The sequence below is a fragment of the Clostridium sp. BJN0013 genome, assembly GCF_040939125.1.
Taxonomy (GTDB): domain Bacteria; phylum Bacillota; class Clostridia; order Clostridiales; family Clostridiaceae; genus Clostridium_B.
On record NZ_CP162495.1, the window covers coordinates 1,334,129 to 1,352,964 of the forward strand.

An 18,836-nucleotide genomic window follows, 5' to 3' on the forward strand; every position below is an offset into this window, starting at 1 on the left:
ATGAAAGACTATGGTAAAGTACTTTTAAAAGATGCATCTGGGTCAGAATGTTATGAACAAATTACTATAAAGTCTAATTCTGTTCCCATTGTACTATCCATATGGAAGAGTAAAAAGGAAGATCCGTCTATAGTTTTTTTCCCGGGAACAATGACTCACCCTTTATTCTATGAAGAATTTTTAAGTTTACTTTCATTAAATGGTTTTAATGTTATTGGAGTGCATCTGATATGCCATGGAAAAAGTCCAAGGGTAAAAGAATTGTATAGTTTTGATGAAATGCTTCAAAATGGAAAGGATGCTATTTCCTATGCAATTGGTAGATTTAATAATAAGGTATTTATTATGGGTTCAAGTCAAGGGGGAATTTTAACTATAGCATTAGCGGGGCTTGATAACAGAATTAAAGCTGCTTTCCCTCATAATATTTTGATTCCAGCCCTTCCAGATTCAATTTGTGTAACAAGATTCCCAAATAGTTTTAAGCACATATATAAGCTAATTATTATGACAATGAAAATAGGAAGAAAAGTAGCTCCAAGATTACAACTGCATGTTTCTTTTTATCTGGATGTAAAAAAAGTTACAAGAGATAAAAAAGTATATGCCAGACTAGAGGATGATCCCATTGGGTTTATGAAATATCCAATTTATTTTTTAACCAGTCTGTTTTGTGCTGACTTAAAGCAAGTATATGATGGAAGTATAAAATGTCCTGTTGTAGTTATAGCGGCAAAAAAAGATCCATTATTCCCTCTTGATTATACTAAAAAAGTTTTTAAACTGATAAAAGCTCCCCATAAGGAAATGTTGATTTTTGATGAAGATAAACATCTTATTATGAATGAGTGTGTAGATAGAATTATGGATAAAATTGTACGTAAAGTTAAGGAGTTTGTTTAAATTGTTTTAAAATTGTGCAATATTATAATGGAGACTTTAAATAATTATTGTGATATTTATAAATATTTAAATTTTTCTTAAAATTATATGAATATAAAAGGAATTATTGAAAAAGAGAAGAATATAGTATATTAAGAAAGAGGTGAATGTTATTATGGGGAAAAAACATGTTGTAAAATCACAAATAATAAAGGATAAAAAAGATAAGATAGAGAAAATATTTAGTGATTTAGGTAAAAGTTTAAATTTGGAAGAATTCATAAAAACATTTAAGGAAAATTACCCAGAAGATTGGAACAGTATAGTAAAACGGTATAAGGAACATAAAAAATTGTCCAAAAAGGGGAAAAAGTATCCTATGCCCGAACCAGATAAGTATCTTGAAAATATTTATAACAATTATATCGGCACTATAAGTGATTCTTAGATTTAAATGTTCTAAAAACATTAAAAAGAGTGTGTTCTTTTTAATGTTTTTATTATTTATATATGTGTTAATCAATGCTGTACAAATCGACTTATTTCTTATATTATTATAATAGCAAATAGAATAATTTAAAAAGTAATTTTTTAAATTATAGAAGGGAAAGAGGATCAATATGAGTTTTTTTTAGTTAAAAGATAAAGATAATTCTACCTCCAATTTTAATTCTCGTGATATTGAAATTCAATATCAAAAAAATATGAAAAGAAAAAAATGATATAAATCGACAAACCTTTGAATTTCTGAAACAATTATATAAAAAAATAGAAAATATAATAGAACAACATAATGCAGTAAACAGTGAACATGAAATTTTGGCTGAACTTACAGAGGATATAAAAAATCATATAAGGAGTATATCTTCTATAACAAATCAGACTAAAGAATCTACTAATGAGTTGTATGAAGAAGGAAATAAGCTTCATAATATAACTGAGAGTATTATTGAAAAATCTATAAAAGGAAAAGAAGCAGTAGAATCTATTATGGGTATAATAACATCCTTGGAAGATGGAATAAGAGATACATTTAACAGTATGAGTAAATTAGCAGACAAATTTAAGGAAGTAAATGATATAACAAATCTTATAAGTGGAATAGCCAATCAAACTAATTTATTAGCTTTAAATGCAGCTATTGAAGCAGCAAGAGCTGGAGAAAGTGGAAGAGGGTTTGCGGTTGTTGCAGAAGAGGTAAAAAAATTGGCTGAAATAACCGGCAATAGTACGAAAGATATATCTATGCTCATAATTGAAAGATACCGATGATCAAATCATAGTACATGTAGACGAAGCTTCAGTAATGGATAAGTATTTAACAGAAAGTGTAAATGAGTTATATGAATATACAAAGAAAATCAAACAATAATTCATAAGAAAAACTTATCTAGATGAGTAGCAGTGTTTATCCCCATATTTTGAATAAAATGGGAATATTAGCCAATTGCAGTCTTCGGATAAAATTAGCTAAAAATCCTATACTTAAAAAGTATGGGATTTTATTTAAAAAACCAATATATTTTAGGAGATATTTACAATGAATAAAACTGTTTTAATGGTAGATGATGAAGAGAGAATGAGACTTCTTATGGAGGCATATTTAAAAAGAGAGGGTTTACAAGTGCTTTTAGCGGAAAATGGAGAGGAAGCGCTTAGAAAATTTAAGGAAAATCATGTAGATTTAGTAGTGTTAGATATAATGATGCCCCTAATGGATGGCTGGACTACATGCAGAGAACTTAGAAAGATTTCAAATGTACCTATAATTATGCTTACAGCCAGGGGAGAAGATGAAGATCAACTTCTAGGGTTTCAGCTGGGAACAGACAGCTATGTAACAAAGCCTGTGAGTCCCAAAATTTTAGTGGCTAAAGTAAAAGCCCTCTTAAGACGGACTTATTATGATGAAATTAACCAGGACAATACCTATGATGGACTTTTTATAAATGAAGAGGGTCATGAAGTGAAAATAGATGGGGAAAATATATATCTCTCTCCGAAAGAATTTGAATTTCTATGTTATTTAATTAAAAACAAGGATATAGTCTTAAGTAGGGAAAAAATTTTAGATGCCATATGGGGAGTAGATTACTATGGGGATCTAAGAACAGTGGATACCCATGTAAAAAGACTGAGGGAAAAGTTAGGTGTTAAATCTTATTTAATAACAACTGTTAGGGGTGTAGGTTATAAATTTGAGGTAAAGAAGGAATGAAAATAAGGAGCATCATATATAAAAATAAACTTATAGAGAAAATAAGAAAAAATATAACATGGAAATTGTTTATAGTTACTGCTTTGATATTTACTATATTTATAAGCAGTACCTTAACTTTTCAGTCTCTGTTCTTTGGTAAATTTTATATAAACAAAAAGGAAAGAATTATAGAAAGTGAAGTTAAAAAGTTCAGAGTGCTTTATAATAATACAGAAAATAATAATGAAGTAACAGAGCTTATAAGGGAATTTGAAGATAGCAATAATGCTAAAATAGTTATAATGGATAGTGAAGGAAAAATAAATTTTATAACAAAATTAGATGATAGGGGATATGATGAAGAAAGAATAAAAATTATACAGGATATCATAGTTACATGGATAAGAGATTCAAATTTGCTAGATGAAATAAAAAGATATAATAAATCTATAACATTTATTACAGAAAAGAAAATTAATGGAACAAAAAATATAATAACTGTAGTTCCGGATAACAATAGACAGGAAATAATATTTGCAGTAACTTCTCTTCAGCCGGTAGATGAAGCTTCTTCTGTAATAAAAGAATTCTATATTTACTTTTATATGGGCGCAATAGTGCTCATTTTGATATCATCTTTAATATATACAAATACAGTTTCAAAGCCTTTAGTTAAATTAAATGATACTGCAAAAAAGATGGCTTTAATGGATTTTTCTAAAAAATGCAGCGTAAAAAGCAAAGATGAGATAGGAAATCTGGCAGATACATTGAATTTTTTAGCTTATAATCTGGATAAGGCATTGACCTCTCTTAAAAAGGCTAATGTGAAACTAGAAAAAGATATAGAAAAAGAAAGAGAAATAGAAAGAATCAGGAAAGAATTTATAGCCTCTGCTTCTCATGAACTTAAAACCCCTATAAATTTAATAGGAGGTTATGCAGAGGGTTTGAAAGATAATATATTTGAATCTAGTGAAAAGGATCATTATATTGATATTATAATAGATGAAAGTAATAAGATGGCAAATTTGGTGGCAGATATGTTAAATCTCTCCCATTTAGAGTCAGGTGTTTTAAAACTTAATAAAGAAGAATTTTTTATGGATGAATTTATAATATATTCATTAAAAAAATTTTCTAAGGTTATAAAAGATAAGAATATAACTATAAATTTTAATATGATACCTAAAATCAGAGTATATGCAGACTGGGATAAGATGGAACAAGTTATAGATAATTTCACAACTAATGCCATAAAAAATACAGAAGAAGGGGGATATATAAATTTTGTTATAGAAGATAAGGAAAAAGATAAGATTATTGTATCCATAGAAAATACAGGAGAAAATATACCAGAAGGGGAATTAAATAATTTATGGGATAGTTTCTACAAATTGGATAAATCTAGAAATAGAGAATTGGGAGGAACGGGTATTGGGCTTTCTATAGTAAAAAATATATTGATGCTTCATAACTTTCAGTATGGGGTAAAAAATACAGATATAGGTGTAAAATTTTACTTTATAATGAATAAAGTATAATATATATTTGTTTCAGTTATATTATATAAGTATTAATGAATGTTATAAGTTTATTAACAATTTATTAATAAACTTGACATGGTAATGTCATGTATGTATTGTAAAATTTTTTTTGAGTTTTAAAATAGTTCTATAGAAAGAGGAAAAAAAATGAATTTTGAAGACGTAAAAAATAATAAGTTATTTAAGGTATTGTTAAATTTCTTATATAACAATATAGATGTAATTCTATTTTTTACATTAATATGTATAAAACTTATGTCATATGCTAGAAACATATCCTCCAACTATCTGGCTGGGCTTGTATTCTTTCCTATAGCTGCTTCTGTATTGATACTAATTAGCTTTTCTCTTATTTTTAAGAAAAAAAGCAGAGTTACTTTTTTGTATATAGCAGATATAGTGATAAGTTTAATACTTATAGCGGATTTGATGTATTATAGGTATTTTAAAGATATTACTACACTGGCAGCAGTAAGAAATGCCAAATTACTTCAGGGAGTATCTGCTAGTGTAGGCAGTGTGGCAAATATTAAAGATCTGTATTATCTACTGGATATATTCATTTTATTACCTGTAGTTAGGTTCTATAAAAGAAGAATAAAAAACATAAAGCCTATATCAAAAAGATTATTAAGTTTTTTGGTAATGTTCATTTTAGGTGCTAGTGTTAATGCTGCTATTTTTTATTGGGTGTCTAAAGTGCAGCCTACATTATTAACGGCTATGAGTAATAGAATATATCTTACTACTATGATAGGAAATATAAATTTTCACATGGTGGATTCATATAACTATATAAGTACCAGCGTTAAGAATTCTAAAAAATTATCTGAGGATAGAGAAAATGAAATTAAAACCTTTTTAGAAAATAATAATAAGAGTACGGGAGAAATTAATTTTAAAGGAGAAGCAGAGGGGAAAAATTTAATAGTAATCCAAGTAGAGGCATTGCAGAATTTTGTAATAAATCAGAAAGTAAATGGACAAGAAATAACCCCCAATCTGAATAGATGGGTAAATAAATGCATGTATTTTGATAATTACTTTTATCAGGTTGCAGGGGGAAATACATCTGATGCGGAATTTATGTCAAATAATTCACTTTATCCTGCCCAATCGGGCTCTGCCTATTATACCTATAGTGGAAATAAATATGATTCTCTAGCCAGTGCTTTAAAAGATAAGAATTATTATACAGCAGCCATGCATGGAAATAGTGAAGGATTCTGGAATAGAAATGTTATGTATAAAGCACAAAATTTTGATGATTTTTTCGGAGAACATAGTTTTAATATAGATGAAAAAATAGGATTAGGACTTAGTGATAAATCATTTCTAAATCAATCTCTAGAAAAGTTAAAGAGTTTTAAAGAACCCTATTATGGATTTTTAGTTACTTTAACCAGTCATTTTCCTTATGAAGCTGTAGATAAGTATGGGGACTTTGATGTGGGTGAATATGAAGGAACCTTTATAGGAAAATACTTAAAAGCAATACATTATACAGATGCACAGTTGGGGGAATTTTTAGATGCTCTTGAACAACAGGGAATAATGGATAATTCTGTAATAGCATTATATGGTGATCATTTTGCTATTCCAAAGGATAATGCAGAAGAGCTTTTCAAATTTGAAAATGAAGAAAAAAGTGATGATTTTACCTGGTTCAAATATCAGAAAGTACCTTTATTACTGCATTTCCCACAAGATAAATACGCAGGAGTAAATCATAAATATAGTTGTCAGATGGACTTGTATCCTACACTGGCTAATTTATATAATCTACCTGGAAATTATATGTTTGGAAAGGACATGCTTAATGGAGATAATGAGAAAGTTATTTTTAGGAATGGTTCTTTTATAGATGGTAAGAACTTATATGTATCCTGGACCAATACATATTATAGTTTGGAGTCAGGAGAAAAAATAGATGAAACGGAAGAATTAAAAGAGGAAAAAAATCAATATACCAATGAATTGAAATATTGTGATGATCTGCTAAATCATAACTTAATAAAGACTTTTACAGAGGAAAAGTAAAATAAAAATTGAAAAATAGAGATAAAGCACATGTGCTTTATCTTTATTTTTATCCGAACGCTGGAAGTAGTTATACGTCCATCTCAAAGTGTGAGATAAGCATTGCTATGCGCCTGGATAAGCTCTTCCCCTAAAGGATAACGTATTCTAAGTGCTAAAGACACTAAAAATACTGTTAATAAGGTTTGGATAGAGAAAAGTATTTTCATAATCAAACTCCACCTGAACATACTAAGAATAACTTGATTAAATCAATAATATAATTAACTCTTAAGCATAGTATTTATGTAGGGGAATTTTGTTTTGAAAGGAAAAATTCAACTATGATACTAAGAAGTATATTTCAGTTTATAGTTATTATATTTATAGTTATTATACCTGTTAGTTTAACAGTGTTAATATTAACGGATTTCAAGGAATTTAAAGAAAAGCTACAAAATATTCACAAAAAAAAGTAAAAATATTAATAATTGTTAAGAGTTATTCTATACCTCTTTTAAGGATTTTGTGGTATAATTAATTTATCCGAACGCTACCATTGCTAATACTCTCACCCTCTTCAAAGGTGGGAGATAAGCACTGGATAAGTTCTTATAAGGTTCAGATGGAGATAAGTAGTTCTCTATAGCAAACTCCACCTGAACTTAAGAATCACTTGATAAATAATAATTGAGAAAGTTGTAAATAATTTAGCTTTTTCAAATAGAAAAGAGAGGAAATAATATGGATTTTGCGGGTAAAAATTTTGCTGTAGTTTGTAAAATAATATTGACCTTAATTATAGTGTCTGTGTTTATAAGAATAGTACCTTTACTAGCAATAACAGGAGTTTTACTGTTCTTGATTTTGAAAGTTAAAAAATATTTTAAAAATAAAAAAAATTATGTATTTAAAAACCAAAATAAACAGAACATAAAGAAGGATAGAGAAGAACCCTTTGATCTTTCCTATAAAAAAATTATAGATGTAGATTACCATGAAGTAGAAAAGTCAAGTGAACCCTAGAAGAACTTAATGACTACTTTAGATAAGATGAAGATGCTATTGATAATAGATGGCCTTGGAGTCAAGTGATTCTTAGGTTCAGGCAGAGTTTGTTCATAAGCACTGCTACATGCTTGGATAAATGTAGGTTTTAAGGAACTTAGAATTTTGATGAATTTGCTTGAATAAATCAAAAGTCTAAGTTCTTTTATATTTTAAATGTTATTATCAATACTGATATATCAATATTGATAATAACTAAAAAAATGATATAATTATGTATATTTGAAAATATATAACCATTAAATATATTTTTATATATAATTTTTAAATAGTTTAAAATTAGGAGGAATAACAATTGGAAAAAATTGCATTAATAGCGGACAGTACCAGTGATTTACCCGATAATATTGTAGAAAAATACAATATAAAAATGCTTCACTATAGAATAATATATAAAAATAGAGAGTTTGTAGATAAAATAGATATAACTCCAGAATATGTGTATAATAATTTACATAGAGAGATACCCACATCTTCAATACCTTCTATGGATGAAATAGAAAAGGTATTTAAAGAACTGGAGGAGGAGGGATATACCCATGCTATAGCTGTAACACTTTCCAGTGGATTAACGGGGATTTATAATGGAATAAGAGTAGTTAGTGAAAACCATCCTAAAATAAAAACCTGTATATTTGACTCTAGATCTATTTCCATGGGAGAAGGAGTAATATTAGAAGAATGCGGGAAGCTTATAGAAAAAGGTGTTAGTTTTAGTAAAATAGTTGACAAAATACCGGATATAAGAAAAAGATTAAATTTATTTTTTGTAGTAGATACCCTGGAATATCTGAAAAAAGGGGGCAGAATAGGCAAAGTGGCAGGAACTATTGCAGAACTTTTAAATATAAAACCTATAGTATCTATTGATATAAATGACGGTAAATATTATACTTATGATAAGGTAAGGGGAAGAAAAAAATCTTTAAATAAAATGATTGAAATTGCAAAAAATATCCTCAAAACTAAAAAATGCAGGTTATGTGTCGTACATGGATGTGCTCTAGAGGATTCACAAAAAATATTTCAGGAGTTAAAAGAACATCCCAATGTAGTTTCTTCAGTTTTTGGAGGGGCTTTAAGTCCTGTATCTGGTGTACATAGTGGTCCGGGACTGGTGGGGTTAATATTGTTTGAGGAAGAATAATTTTTATGGGTAAATTTAATTTTAAAAGAGATACTGAGGAGAAAGAGAAACTTTTATATGAAGAGTATAAGAAGAAACTTTTAGAGTTAAAAAAAGTAAAAAAAGAACAAGAAGCTGTAGGCCAGATTTTTACAAAAGGCCTTCTCCCTATATATGTGCTTTATATTTTAAATCTTAATGCGACTAATGGAAACGATATATCTCACAAAATAGGAGAGAGGACCGGAGGCAGATGGATTCCAAGTACTGGAGGAATTTATCCTCTTTTGAAAAAGCTGGAAAAAGATAAATTGATTGAAGGGAACTGGGATTATTCTAAAAATAAAATGCAGAAAATATATAAAATAACGGATTTAGGTGTCTGTGAGCTCAGAAAGAGAAAAAACCTTTTGAAAAATAAAATTGAGGAATCATTGGAGGTGTTTAAAATAGTATATAGTGATCTATATAATGAAAGTGATGAAAATTTATAAGGATCTATTGTAAAATACAGTTTATTTTACCTCAGATCCTTATGTTGTTAAGGTTTAAAAGTGTTGATCCTTAAATTCTTTCAGGGAGTAAGATACAGGTTTGTTTATAATATATAATCCATATAAGAGAACTATTATGGCAGCACTGAAGGATATTATATTTATCATCATCGGAGAAGTGAAGTTATGTAGAAGATTGTCCTCAAGAAGCATCTTGAAGGATGTATGAGCAAGTATTGCACCACCTATATATATGGTTATAGGATATTTATTCATAATTTTTGCTACATATTGACTTCCAAAAAATATAATAGGAATATTTAGTGCCAGGCCAAATATTATAAGACCTATATGCCCTTGGGCTGTACCTGCAATGGCAAGTACATTATCTAAACTCATAGCTGCATCTGCTAAAACTATACTGGATACTGCACTCCAATATTTGTTTGATGTATTTACCGTTACTTTTTCTGATTTTGGCGGTTCTGGTTTTATAAAGTTCCATGTGATTTTTATAAGCAAGATTCCTCCAATTAGTTTTATTGGAAGCCATTTTATAAGTAGTATATAAGTAATTAGGCAGGCAAATACTATTCTTAAAAAAATTGCAACAAATACTCCTATAATTGATGCAGATTTAGCGTGTTTTTTTGGTAAATCTCTGGTTGCTAGGGCTATAACACCTATGTTATCACCACTTAAAACTATGTCTAGCAAAGTAATTTGTAAGGCTCCTAGTAGAAAAGCTGTTAAATTATCCATATTGGTTACTCCTTTTATGTTATAATAAAAATTTCTATATTTATACAAATATACAAGCTAATATATTAAATATTACCTTTAATTTTATAACTTCTATTGTACCATATAAATCTTATAATATAAACATTTTAATCATATAATATGGTTTTTGTATCTATATTATTTATATTAAAAAATTATTTGTTTAGAATGTTAAATTAAGGTAATGTTCCAATGTTAAACGTTGAAGATTCTGACTTTTTTATTTTATTTAATTTGCAGATGTGTTAAAATTAAATTTAAATGAGTAGTTATATAAAATTCAAAAACTTATGAATGGGAGGGAATTTATATGGAGGAATATGTAAACTTATTTAGAATTAAGGTTAATAACAAATGGGGATATATTAATGAATTTGGTAAAGTTGTCATGCCGCCTATATTTCAATATGCATGGGATTTTAATGAAGATTTGGCCTCAGTTCAGGTGGATAACAAATGGGGATATATCAATGCAAAAGGAGATAAAGTAATAGATTATATTTATGATGAAGCATGGAATTTTTGCGAAGGATTTGCATCTGTGAGAATAAATGATAGATGGGGGATTATAGATAGACAAGGAAATATAGTGGTACAGCCAATATTTAGGTTTATTGATGAATTTTCTAATGGATTGGCACTTGTCATGAAAAATAAAAAGTACGGATTTATGGACGAAAAGGGGAATTGCGTTATAGAACCTATTTATGAAAACGCTTTTGGCTTTTCGGAAGGAATTGCCAGAGTAAATGAAGGAGATTATTGGGAGTATATCGATACTAAGGGTAAAGTGGTTTTAAAATGTACCTTTGATTGTGTTTTTGATTTCCATGAAAATTTAGCTCAGGTTATGTCGAATTTTAAATATGGATTTATGGACAAATCAGGAAAATTATTAATAGAACCTAAATATGATATTGCGGATGGTTTCTCAGAAGGACTAGCTAATGTAAAAATAGACACAAAATGGGGGTATATAGATAAAGAGGATAAAGTTATTATAGAGCCTACTTTTGATGATGCACTTAATTTTAAAGAAGAAAGAGCCTTTGTAAAAATAGAAGATAGTTGGGGATGTATTGATAAATCAGGTAATTTTATAGTCAAACCTGAATTTGAACATATAAATAATTTTTCTAATGGATTGGCGATGGTAGTATGTGATGATAAATATATCTATATTAATAAAAAAGGTGAAAGAGTGTGGAAAGAAGAGTAAACTCGTTATAGTAATCCTTTACTTAAGTTAGAGTTATTTCATTACTAATGATTTCAAGATTATTAAATTGATAGAAATTGACAAATATCTCTTGCAAAAGTATAATAAAATCGAAAATAAAGATGCTTAATCTTTAAGTGGAGGCATATTATGGGGATAATGATAAAAAAGACAGAAAATGTAGATTTCATAGAAGATAATAATTTATTGAGAAAAATATTAGTAGAGTTGCAATGGGATACAGATGCAGACAATAAGGATATCGATTTAGATATAGCAGCTTTTTGTCTTGGGAAAGATGGAAAAGTTCATAAGGATTCGGATTTTGTATTTTATAATAATTTGAAACATCCTTCAGGAGCTGTTGAACATTTAGGTGATAACCTTTTAGGTGATGGGAAAGGTGAACAAATAATTGTAGATCTGGCTTATATACCTTCTGATATTTGTAAGATAACTTTTGCAGCTACAATATATAAAGCTGGGATTAAACATCAAAATTTTGGACAAGGCGTTAGTTGTTATATTAGAATAGTTAATTCAAATAATAATCGAGAATTATTAAAATATGATTTAAGTGAAAAATTTTCTAATGAAACTGCTGTAATTATAGGTGAATTATATAAATATATCAGAACATGGGAATTTAAAGAAATAAGTAAAGGATTTAAGGGTGGATTAGCTACATTATGTGAAGAATTTGGAGTAAGGTATACTCAAAGTAATGACTAGTTAATAGCTTGTTTACAGTATACAGTATAGTGTTAAACAAGCCTCCTTGTTATAGTTAAATGCTAAAAGGAGTGTTTCTATGTCTAAATAAAATATTCAAAGCATTTTTGAGTTGTTGTTTATTTTCAAAGGCCTAAATTTATAGGATATATTTGATATTATTCAACAAATATAAATGTGCTTTTTTTATTTATAAGTACCTTAGAAGAATTTATAAAGAGGCGTAGCAATGTGCTCATCCTCTACTTTGAAGAAGCTGGGGGTATTAGCTAATTTCAGCCTTCGGATAAAAATAAATCATAATTATGTATGTATTGAAAAAGATCAGTTCACAATAAACCTAAAAGTAAAAAGTTTTGGAAAAGTAAATAATATAATGGTAAAATTTAAACAGTGAGTATAATCAAATTAATATTGAATTTTAGATGAGAAATAATTTGAAAGGGTGAAGTTATGTGTCAGTAGTTGTAGGTATAGATTTAGGAACTACAAATTCAGTTGTTTCATATTTGAAAAGGGGAAAAGCGGAAGTGATACCTATTGAGGGAAAAAATATTTTTCCTTCTGTTCTATCTATAAGAGATGGAGAAATTATTGTAGGAATTCAGGCTAAAGCTAGAATGATGTTGTCTCCGGAAACCTCTGTGTGTTCTACTAAAAGGGATATGGGAAAAGATGTTACCTATGATCTAGGAACAGAAATGTTTACTCCAGAAGATGTAGCCTATTATATACTAAAGACAATAAAAGAAAAAGCAGGCAGTGTATTGGGAGAAAAAATACAGCAGGCAGTAATAACTGTACCTGCATACTTTACTTCTGAACAAAGGGAAGCTACTAAAAGAGCGGCAGAAAGATCAGGACTTAATGTACTAAGACTTATGCCGGAACCAACAGCTGCAGCTTTAGATTATGGTATTGATCAGCACAGAGATCAGATTATAATGGTATATGATTTAGGTGGAGGTACATTTGACATTTCAATAATGAAAGTAGAAAATAATGAATTTGAAGTATTGGCTGTAGATGGAAATTCAAGGCTTGGCGGAGATGATTTTGATGAATTAGTCTGTGATATGATGTATAAGAAAATAAATGATGAGTTAGGTGTGGATATTACTTCAAAGAAGGATAAAAAATATATTTCTGCCCTTATGAAAATAAGAGAGAATGCAGAAAAAGCAAAGATGGATTTGTCAGATTTAGAAGAAGTTGAAATAATAATTCCTAACTTAATAGATGACTATTCTTTTGAGATGACTTTGACAAGAGATGAATTCAACAGACTGGTAGAACCTCTGCTGGAAGAAACTATTGATAAAATTTACAATGCGCTTAAATTAGCCAATCTTACCAGAGATGATATAGACAGAGTGCTCTTGGTAGGAGGATCTACAAAAATGCCTATAGTCAAAGAGAAGGTGAGGGACTCAGTTAAAGATCCTTATGTAGCACCTAATGTAGATGAAGTGGTATCAAGAGGTGCAGCTATAATGGCAGCCAGTCTGTGTGTACCTGAAACTTATGAGGAAAGTTCAGGAGTTAATGGATCGCATACAGTTAATGGATTCGATGGAGTTAATTTAGATAAGAAAATCATAGTAAAAGAAAAAGTGGTATTTACCTATGGTATAGATATGCTAGATGAAAATCGTAAATTATATTTTAGAGCTATAATAAAAAGAGGCTCTACATTGCCTGCTAAAGGTGCAGTACTTGGGTATACTTCAAGACCTCTTCAAAAAAGTGTAGTTATAACAATTTATAGGGGAGAATCCAAATCTGTAAAAGAAAATCAGTACTTAGGAGAACTGGAACTTGATATAGTAAATGTTTCTGAAAAGAATGTACCGGTATGTGCATTGTTTGAGATAGATGAAAATATGATAATTACATTTACAAGTATTGAAATACCTATGACAGAAGAATATAGTGAACTTATAGACAGTGCTGGAAATGATGGTGGAAATATGGATGTAAATTTAATAAATAAATATTTACTTGAGGGTAAATTAAAAGGTAAAAAAATAAAAATTGATGCAAAAGCTAATTTGAAATAGGAGGGTAATTATGGGTATAGTTGAAACAAAGAGTTCATATGTTTTAGGAATTGATTTAGGAACCTCTACTTCTATTGCGTCCGTATATACAAAAGGTAAAAGTAGAATTATAAAAATAGATGGGAAGGAGTATATACCTTCTGTGGTTTCATTTCTAGACAGTGAAACCATAATTGTAGGAGAGCAGGCTAAAGGAAGAGCTATAATAGATTCAGAAAATACTATACAATCTATAAAAAGGCATATGGGAGAAGATGGCTATACAGTTAAAGTATTTGGTGAGGAATATACACCGGAACAGATATCAGCAGAAATAATTCAAAAAATAGTGGAAGCCGCCATGAATTCGGAAGATTTTGATTCTATGGGCAAATTAAAATATGCAGTTATATGTGTACCTGCTAACTTTACTGACAATGCCAAAAGGGCAACTATCAAAGCTGCTGAAATTGCGGGTCTTGAAGTATTATACCTATTGGAAGAACCTGTAGCGGCAGCTATCAGGTATGGTTTTAATTCCTCAAAAGACCAAAACATTTTAGTATATGATTTAGGTGGAGGTACTTTTGATGTATGTATTTTAAAGGCTGAAACTGAGGAAGTGGGAAGTGCTGACTATGAAATACTTGCAAAAGAAGGTATTAATAAGCTAGGCGGAGATGATTTTGACCGGAAATTAATGGAACTTATCAATGAAAGGTTTCTAGATGAATGTGGAATGGATCTATTGGATGCACAAAAAGATCAGGGAGTAAGTAGAAAAAAATTAAAAGAAGCTATGCAAAAATTAAAAGAAGCTGCTGAAAGGACTAAAATAGAGTTAAGCGAAGCAGACGCTTGCAATGTAATGATACCTAATATAATTCAAAATGAAAAAGGCGAGTGGCTTAATGTAGATGTGGAAATTGAAAGAGAAGAATTTAATGACAGAATAGAAAATCTAATTTATAAAACCGAAGATACAGTAAAAAAAGCTTTAGAAAGTGCAAGGCTTACTATTGACGATATAGATAAAATTATACTTGTAGGTGGTTCTACTTTAGTTCCTATAATAAAGGAAAAAATAAAGGAAATGTTTGGGGTTGAGCCTTATTCTAATTTTAATCCTATAACCATAGTGTCAGAAGGGGCTGCTGTTTTTGGAGCTACACTATCTGTCCCTTCAGATTGTATAGACAATTATGAAGAAAAACCAGAAGGAGACATAAATATAAACCAGATAGTTACCCATAATCTGGGTATTATGATCTCAGGTATGAGATTTTCTAAACTTATAGAAAAAGGAACGGAAATACCAGATGGGGAATGTGTTGTAGAGGAAAAGGAGTATTCTACACAATTTGACAATCAAACGGAATTAAATATAATTATCTATCAATGTGACGAGGATATTGAATATATAAACGAGAAAAATGAGGATGATACTGATAAGGCCGTATGTATAGGTGAATTCAAATTAAAGAATATACCGCAGGGTGTTAGAGGAAAGGAAAAGATAACAGTTCAATTTGAGGTTAATGAAGAAAATATGGTTAGGATAAAAGCAACTTGTGCAAGTAATAATGAGAGCAGTGAAATAACACTTAAAGTAGACAGAATTTAAGGTGGTGAAATTTATTGGATAATGAAAAGGAAAATAACATCTATGATGAAAAATCCAATGATTTTGAAAAAAACTATATGGATTATAGAAAATCCATTGGAGAAGATTATATCCACATGAAAATTCTCAATGAATTAACTAAAAATTCACCTGCCAGCATAGAAAAAGTACAAAAAGAATATACATCTGAAGAAAAACTTGAAAAGCTAGAGGAAAAGGAAAAACCTATTATAGAAAAATGTGAAAATAAAAAACAAGTTGAAATAGAAGAAAAAATGGATGAAACCGGTATTAATTCTTTAAAGAAAATTGAAAAATATAAAGAGGAATTTAAAAACCAGAATATAATATATAAAAATTTAATACTAGACTATAAAAAATGGATAGCTAGAATTAAAGAGCTTATAGCATATATTAAAAAAGGTTATGAAAACAGTAGAAAAGTACCTTTGAAAAATGTATTGGATATAAAATTAGATAAAATAACCCAGATAGATGAAGTAAGCTATAATAAACTTTTTACTATGGATAATGTTGAAAATTTAACAGAGGAACAAGTTAAAAGTTATGTTAATGCCAACCATAATATAATAGAAGATAGTATAAGAGAAAGGGATAATCTTATTGATAAATATTTTGCCCTTGTAAAATCTTATATATTTCCCCTTATAGATAATTTGAATTTTAATTTATCTTCTAATATAGATATTGAAGACAAAAAACAGAGAGAATTACAAAAAATTAAAAAATATAAAGAACAGCTTCAAAATGATGACATAGCCTATGAGAAAAGTTTATTGGAGTACAAAACATGGATTGTAAAAAATAAGGAGCTGATTATATATCTTGAAAAAAATTGTATGGATATATCCCATATTATAGAAAAATTTAATGTTAGTATAGAGAATAAAATTGATAGTCTGGAAGATGGAGACAAAGAACTTTTAAAAAATAGACTCAAGGGCATAAATATGATAAATAAAATGTGTAAAAACATGCTGAATGTAGGACTGAATAAAATAAAAAATATTGAGGAAAAAAGTTATGATAAACTATGCTTTATAGAGGATTTTCAAAATTTAACAGAGGAACAAATCACTAATATATTTAATTCAAATTATAATATCATAACCAGTATTAGAAATGAGAAGGATTCTATTGTAAGGGCATATTTTAAATTTATCAATTCACAACTATTGCCTATAATTGACGGCGTGGATTCCGGTATTCAATATTTAAATACAAATAATGTAACAGCCTTAAAATATATAATATCAGATATATATGGAGAGATGGATAAAGTGTTAAAAGAACTACTGGAAAATATTAAAATAAGAGAGATAAAAACAAGTAAAGCTCAAAATATAAATTTTAATTTACATCAGGCTATAGATATAGAACACACGGAAAAAGAGGAAATGGATGAAACTGTGGCGGAAGTTATCAGAAAAGGATATGAATATTTAGAAGATATTTATAATACCGGCAGTAATTATATAATACGACAAGTGCAAGTTATAGCGTATAAATTTAAGGCATCTGAAAATACGCAAGTATAGAGGTATTTGAAGATGTTTAAAAAGGAAGAGGTGTGAAAATTGACCTATGATGCTCAGAATTCACCTGTAATAGGAATAGACCTTGGAACTACCTTTAGTTCCATTGCCAGATGGACTGGAGAAGAGGCGGAAACTTATAGTCCAAAAGGTGAAAGAATGGTAAGATCTGTAGTTTACTATGATGAAAAAAACAATAAATATATTTTTGGAAATACAGCATTTATGAGTGGAATATTAAATCCTGAAAATGTAATTGTAGGGGTAAAAAGGCTCATGGATGATAAAAATGCTAAAATAAAGCTTGGAAGTAAAATACATAATCCCATAGAGATATCCTCTATGATATTAAAGAATTTGTACAATAATGTAAAATCCATGTTTCCTTCTGGAGTTTATGAAGCTTCAGGAGTAGTAGTTACAGTTCCCTATTATTTTAAAGCCCATCAATTTCAGAATACTTCCGAAGCTGCTAAAATGGCAGGACTTAAATTATTAGGTATTATACAAGAGCCTATTGCAGCAGCACTGGCTTATGGATTTCACCATTCAAACAAACACTTAAATAGAGAAGAGAAACTTTTAATATTTGATTTAGGTGGAGGTACTTTTGATTTAACCATAATAAAAGTGAAGGAAGACGAAAATAATCTGTTTTTTGATGTTTTAGGTATAGGGGGAGACGACAGATTAGGGGGAATGGATTTTGACAGAGCTTTTATGGATTATGTAATGCATAGGGAAAAAATTGATTTTGAAAGTGTAAAAGATGAAAAAATAAAAAAAATAGGAAAGAAAAAATTTCTTGATTCAATTATAAAAAGCAAGGAGACTTTAAGTGCTACAGAAAGCGTTTATATTGCAGTGCCAGATGTAATACCTGGAGTACATGTAGATGCGGAGTATACAAGAAAAGATTTTGAAACTTCCATAGAGTCCTACATAGTTAAAATTAAAAATATTATAAAGAAGACTATAGCAAGTGCAGGTATAGCTCCTTATGAAATTGACAAGATAATAAAGGTGGGTGGCTCCAGTAAGATACCAATAATGAATAAAATAATAGAAGATGAAGTAGGAGAAGGTAAGACCTACTCAGATATTGACCCTAGTTTGTGTGTAGGGGAAGGAGCGGCTATATATGCTGCTTATATTTCAAATAACTTAAATTATAGTAAGAATATAAAAATAGAAACAGCTGCCGCTCATGCACTTGGAGTAGAAGATGCCAGAGGAGATTTTGTTGTACTTATTCACCAGAATCAAAGGACACCGGCAAAGAGAACATTGACTTTTACAACAGATGAAGACAATCAGACAGAAATTGATGTTAAAGTATATCAGGGTACAGCTAAAAGAGCCAGAGACAATGATCATGTAGGAACTGTAAAAGTTATGGGACTTAAGCCTATGCCTAAATATCAACTGGAAATAAAAATTACCTTTGAAGTAGGACGTTCTCAGGAAGTAAAAGTAACAATTGAAGAAATACAAAGTGGAATAAATAAAACTGAAGTAATGAAATTAACTTAAAATGGGGGGATATT

General features: G+C 29.2%; 16 protein-coding genes. 15 read left to right on the forward strand and 1 reads right to left on the reverse strand.

Annotated elements, in window-relative coordinates:
- From AB3K27_RS06910 to AB3K27_RS06950, 9 genes are all read left to right on the forward strand, one after another.
- The gene (locus tag AB3K27_RS06910) at positions 1-903 is read left to right on the forward strand and encodes an alpha/beta hydrolase (RefSeq protein ID WP_368490497.1); all 903 of its coding nucleotides are present in this window, start codon (positions 1-3) and stop codon (positions 901-903) included.
- A 154-nt stretch (positions 904-1,057) separates the two neighbouring features.
- Positions 1,058-1,330 carry a hypothetical protein gene (locus AB3K27_RS06915; RefSeq protein ID WP_368490498.1) on the forward strand — a complete coding sequence of 91 codons (273 nt, stop codon included), beginning with the start codon at positions 1,058-1,060 and terminating at the stop codon, positions 1,328-1,330.
- Between the two features lie 371 nt (positions 1,331-1,701).
- Positions 1,702-2,154 (forward strand): methyl-accepting chemotaxis protein, encoded by a 453-nt coding sequence (locus AB3K27_RS06920; RefSeq protein ID WP_368490499.1) that lies wholly within the window; start codon positions 1,702-1,704, stop codon positions 2,152-2,154.
- 268 nt (positions 2,155-2,422) lie between these two features.
- On the forward strand, positions 2,423-3,100 hold the full coding sequence (locus AB3K27_RS06925) for a response regulator transcription factor (RefSeq protein WP_368490500.1): 678 nt from the start codon (positions 2,423-2,425) through the stop codon (positions 3,098-3,100).
- Positions 3,097-4,626 carry an ATP-binding protein gene (locus tag AB3K27_RS06930; protein ID WP_368490501.1) on the forward strand — a complete coding sequence of 510 codons (1,530 nt, stop codon included), beginning with the start codon at positions 3,097-3,099 and terminating at the stop codon, positions 4,624-4,626. The genes AB3K27_RS06925 and AB3K27_RS06930 overlap by 4 nt, the downstream gene beginning before the upstream one ends.
- Before the next feature lie 150 nt (positions 4,627-4,776).
- A complete protein-coding gene (locus AB3K27_RS06935) occupies positions 4,777-6,669 on the forward strand; it encodes an LTA synthase family protein (protein WP_368490502.1) in 1,893 nt (630 codons plus the stop codon).
- A gap of 723 nt (positions 6,670-7,392) precedes the next feature.
- The gene (locus AB3K27_RS06940) at positions 7,393-7,674 is read left to right on the forward strand and encodes a hypothetical protein (protein WP_368490503.1); all 282 of its coding nucleotides are present in this window, start codon (positions 7,393-7,395) and stop codon (positions 7,672-7,674) included.
- A 337-nt stretch (positions 7,675-8,011) separates the two neighbouring features.
- Positions 8,012-8,863 (forward strand): DegV family protein, encoded by an 852-nt coding sequence (locus tag AB3K27_RS06945; RefSeq protein WP_368490504.1) that lies wholly within the window; start codon positions 8,012-8,014, stop codon positions 8,861-8,863.
- Between the two features lie 5 nt (positions 8,864-8,868).
- On the forward strand, positions 8,869-9,336 hold the full coding sequence (locus AB3K27_RS06950) for a PadR family transcriptional regulator (protein WP_368490505.1): 468 nt from the start codon (positions 8,869-8,871) through the stop codon (positions 9,334-9,336).
- Between the two features lie 54 nt (positions 9,337-9,390).
- Here the strand turns inward: AB3K27_RS06950 and AB3K27_RS06955 are convergent, their stop codons facing one another.
- Positions 9,391-10,098 (reverse strand): TerC family protein, encoded by a 708-nt coding sequence (locus AB3K27_RS06955; RefSeq protein WP_368490506.1) that lies wholly within the window; start codon positions 10,096-10,098, stop codon positions 9,391-9,393.
- Positions 10,099-10,429: 331 nt separating this feature from the next.
- On the opposite strand from AB3K27_RS06955, the gene AB3K27_RS06960 reads away from it, so the two are divergent.
- The 6 genes from AB3K27_RS06960 to AB3K27_RS06985 all read left to right on the forward strand — a co-directional run bounded on the left by AB3K27_RS06960 (position 10,430) and on the right by AB3K27_RS06985 (position 18,822).
- Positions 10,430-11,338, forward strand: a complete 909-nt coding sequence (locus AB3K27_RS06960) for a WG repeat-containing protein (protein ID WP_368490507.1) — start codon at positions 10,430-10,432, stop codon at positions 11,336-11,338.
- A 150-nt stretch (positions 11,339-11,488) separates the two neighbouring features.
- Positions 11,489-12,070 (forward strand): TerD family protein, encoded by a 582-nt coding sequence (locus AB3K27_RS06965; protein WP_368490508.1) that lies wholly within the window; start codon positions 11,489-11,491, stop codon positions 12,068-12,070.
- Positions 12,071-12,525: 455 nt separating this feature from the next.
- Entirely contained in the window at positions 12,526-14,130 is a 1,605-nt protein-coding gene (locus AB3K27_RS06970; protein ID WP_368490509.1) for an Hsp70 family protein, read from the forward strand.
- Between the two features lie 10 nt (positions 14,131-14,140).
- Positions 14,141-15,733, forward strand: a complete 1,593-nt coding sequence (locus AB3K27_RS06975; protein ID WP_368490510.1) for an Hsp70 family protein — start codon at positions 14,141-14,143, stop codon at positions 15,731-15,733.
- A gap of 14 nt (positions 15,734-15,747) precedes the next feature.
- Positions 15,748-17,292: a hypothetical protein gene (locus tag AB3K27_RS06980; RefSeq protein WP_368490511.1), complete on the forward strand. Its 1,545-nt coding sequence runs from the start codon at positions 15,748-15,750 to the stop codon at positions 17,290-17,292.
- 39 nt (positions 17,293-17,331) lie between these two features.
- The gene (locus AB3K27_RS06985) at positions 17,332-18,822 is read left to right on the forward strand and encodes an Hsp70 family protein (protein ID WP_368490512.1); all 1,491 of its coding nucleotides are present in this window, start codon (positions 17,332-17,334) and stop codon (positions 18,820-18,822) included.
- Positions 18,823-18,836: the final 14 nt, after the last annotated feature.

What these genes read in the sequence shown, in the direction of transcription:
- AB3K27_RS06960 (WP_368490507.1), top strand. Translation starts at nt 10,430, where the DNA reads ATGGAGGAATATGTAAACTTATTTAGAATTAAGGTTAATAACAAATGG.
- AB3K27_RS06925 (WP_368490500.1), top strand. Translation starts at nt 2,423, where the DNA reads ATGAATAAAACTGTTTTAATGGTAGATGATGAAGAGAGAATGAGACTT.
- AB3K27_RS06940 (WP_368490503.1), top strand. Translation starts at nt 7,393, where the DNA reads ATGGATTTTGCGGGTAAAAATTTTGCTGTAGTTTGTAAAATAATATTG.
- AB3K27_RS06935 (WP_368490502.1), top strand. Translation starts at nt 4,777, where the DNA reads ATGAATTTTGAAGACGTAAAAAATAATAAGTTATTTAAGGTATTGTTA.
- AB3K27_RS06955 (WP_368490506.1), bottom strand. Translation starts at nt 10,098, where the DNA reads ATGGATAATTTAACAGCTTTTCTACTAGGAGCCTTACAAATTACTTTG.
- AB3K27_RS06975 (WP_368490510.1), top strand. Translation starts at nt 14,141, where the DNA reads ATGGGTATAGTTGAAACAAAGAGTTCATATGTTTTAGGAATTGATTTA.
- AB3K27_RS06930 (WP_368490501.1), top strand. Translation starts at nt 3,097, where the DNA reads ATGAAAATAAGGAGCATCATATATAAAAATAAACTTATAGAGAAAATA.
- AB3K27_RS06910 (WP_368490497.1), top strand. Translation starts at nt 1, where the DNA reads ATGAAAGACTATGGTAAAGTACTTTTAAAAGATGCATCTGGGTCAGAA.
- AB3K27_RS06965 (WP_368490508.1), top strand. Translation starts at nt 11,489, where the DNA reads ATGGGGATAATGATAAAAAAGACAGAAAATGTAGATTTCATAGAAGAT.
- AB3K27_RS06915 (WP_368490498.1), top strand. Translation starts at nt 1,058, where the DNA reads ATGGGGAAAAAACATGTTGTAAAATCACAAATAATAAAGGATAAAAAA.
- AB3K27_RS06950 (WP_368490505.1), top strand. Translation starts at nt 8,869, where the DNA reads ATGGGTAAATTTAATTTTAAAAGAGATACTGAGGAGAAAGAGAAACTT.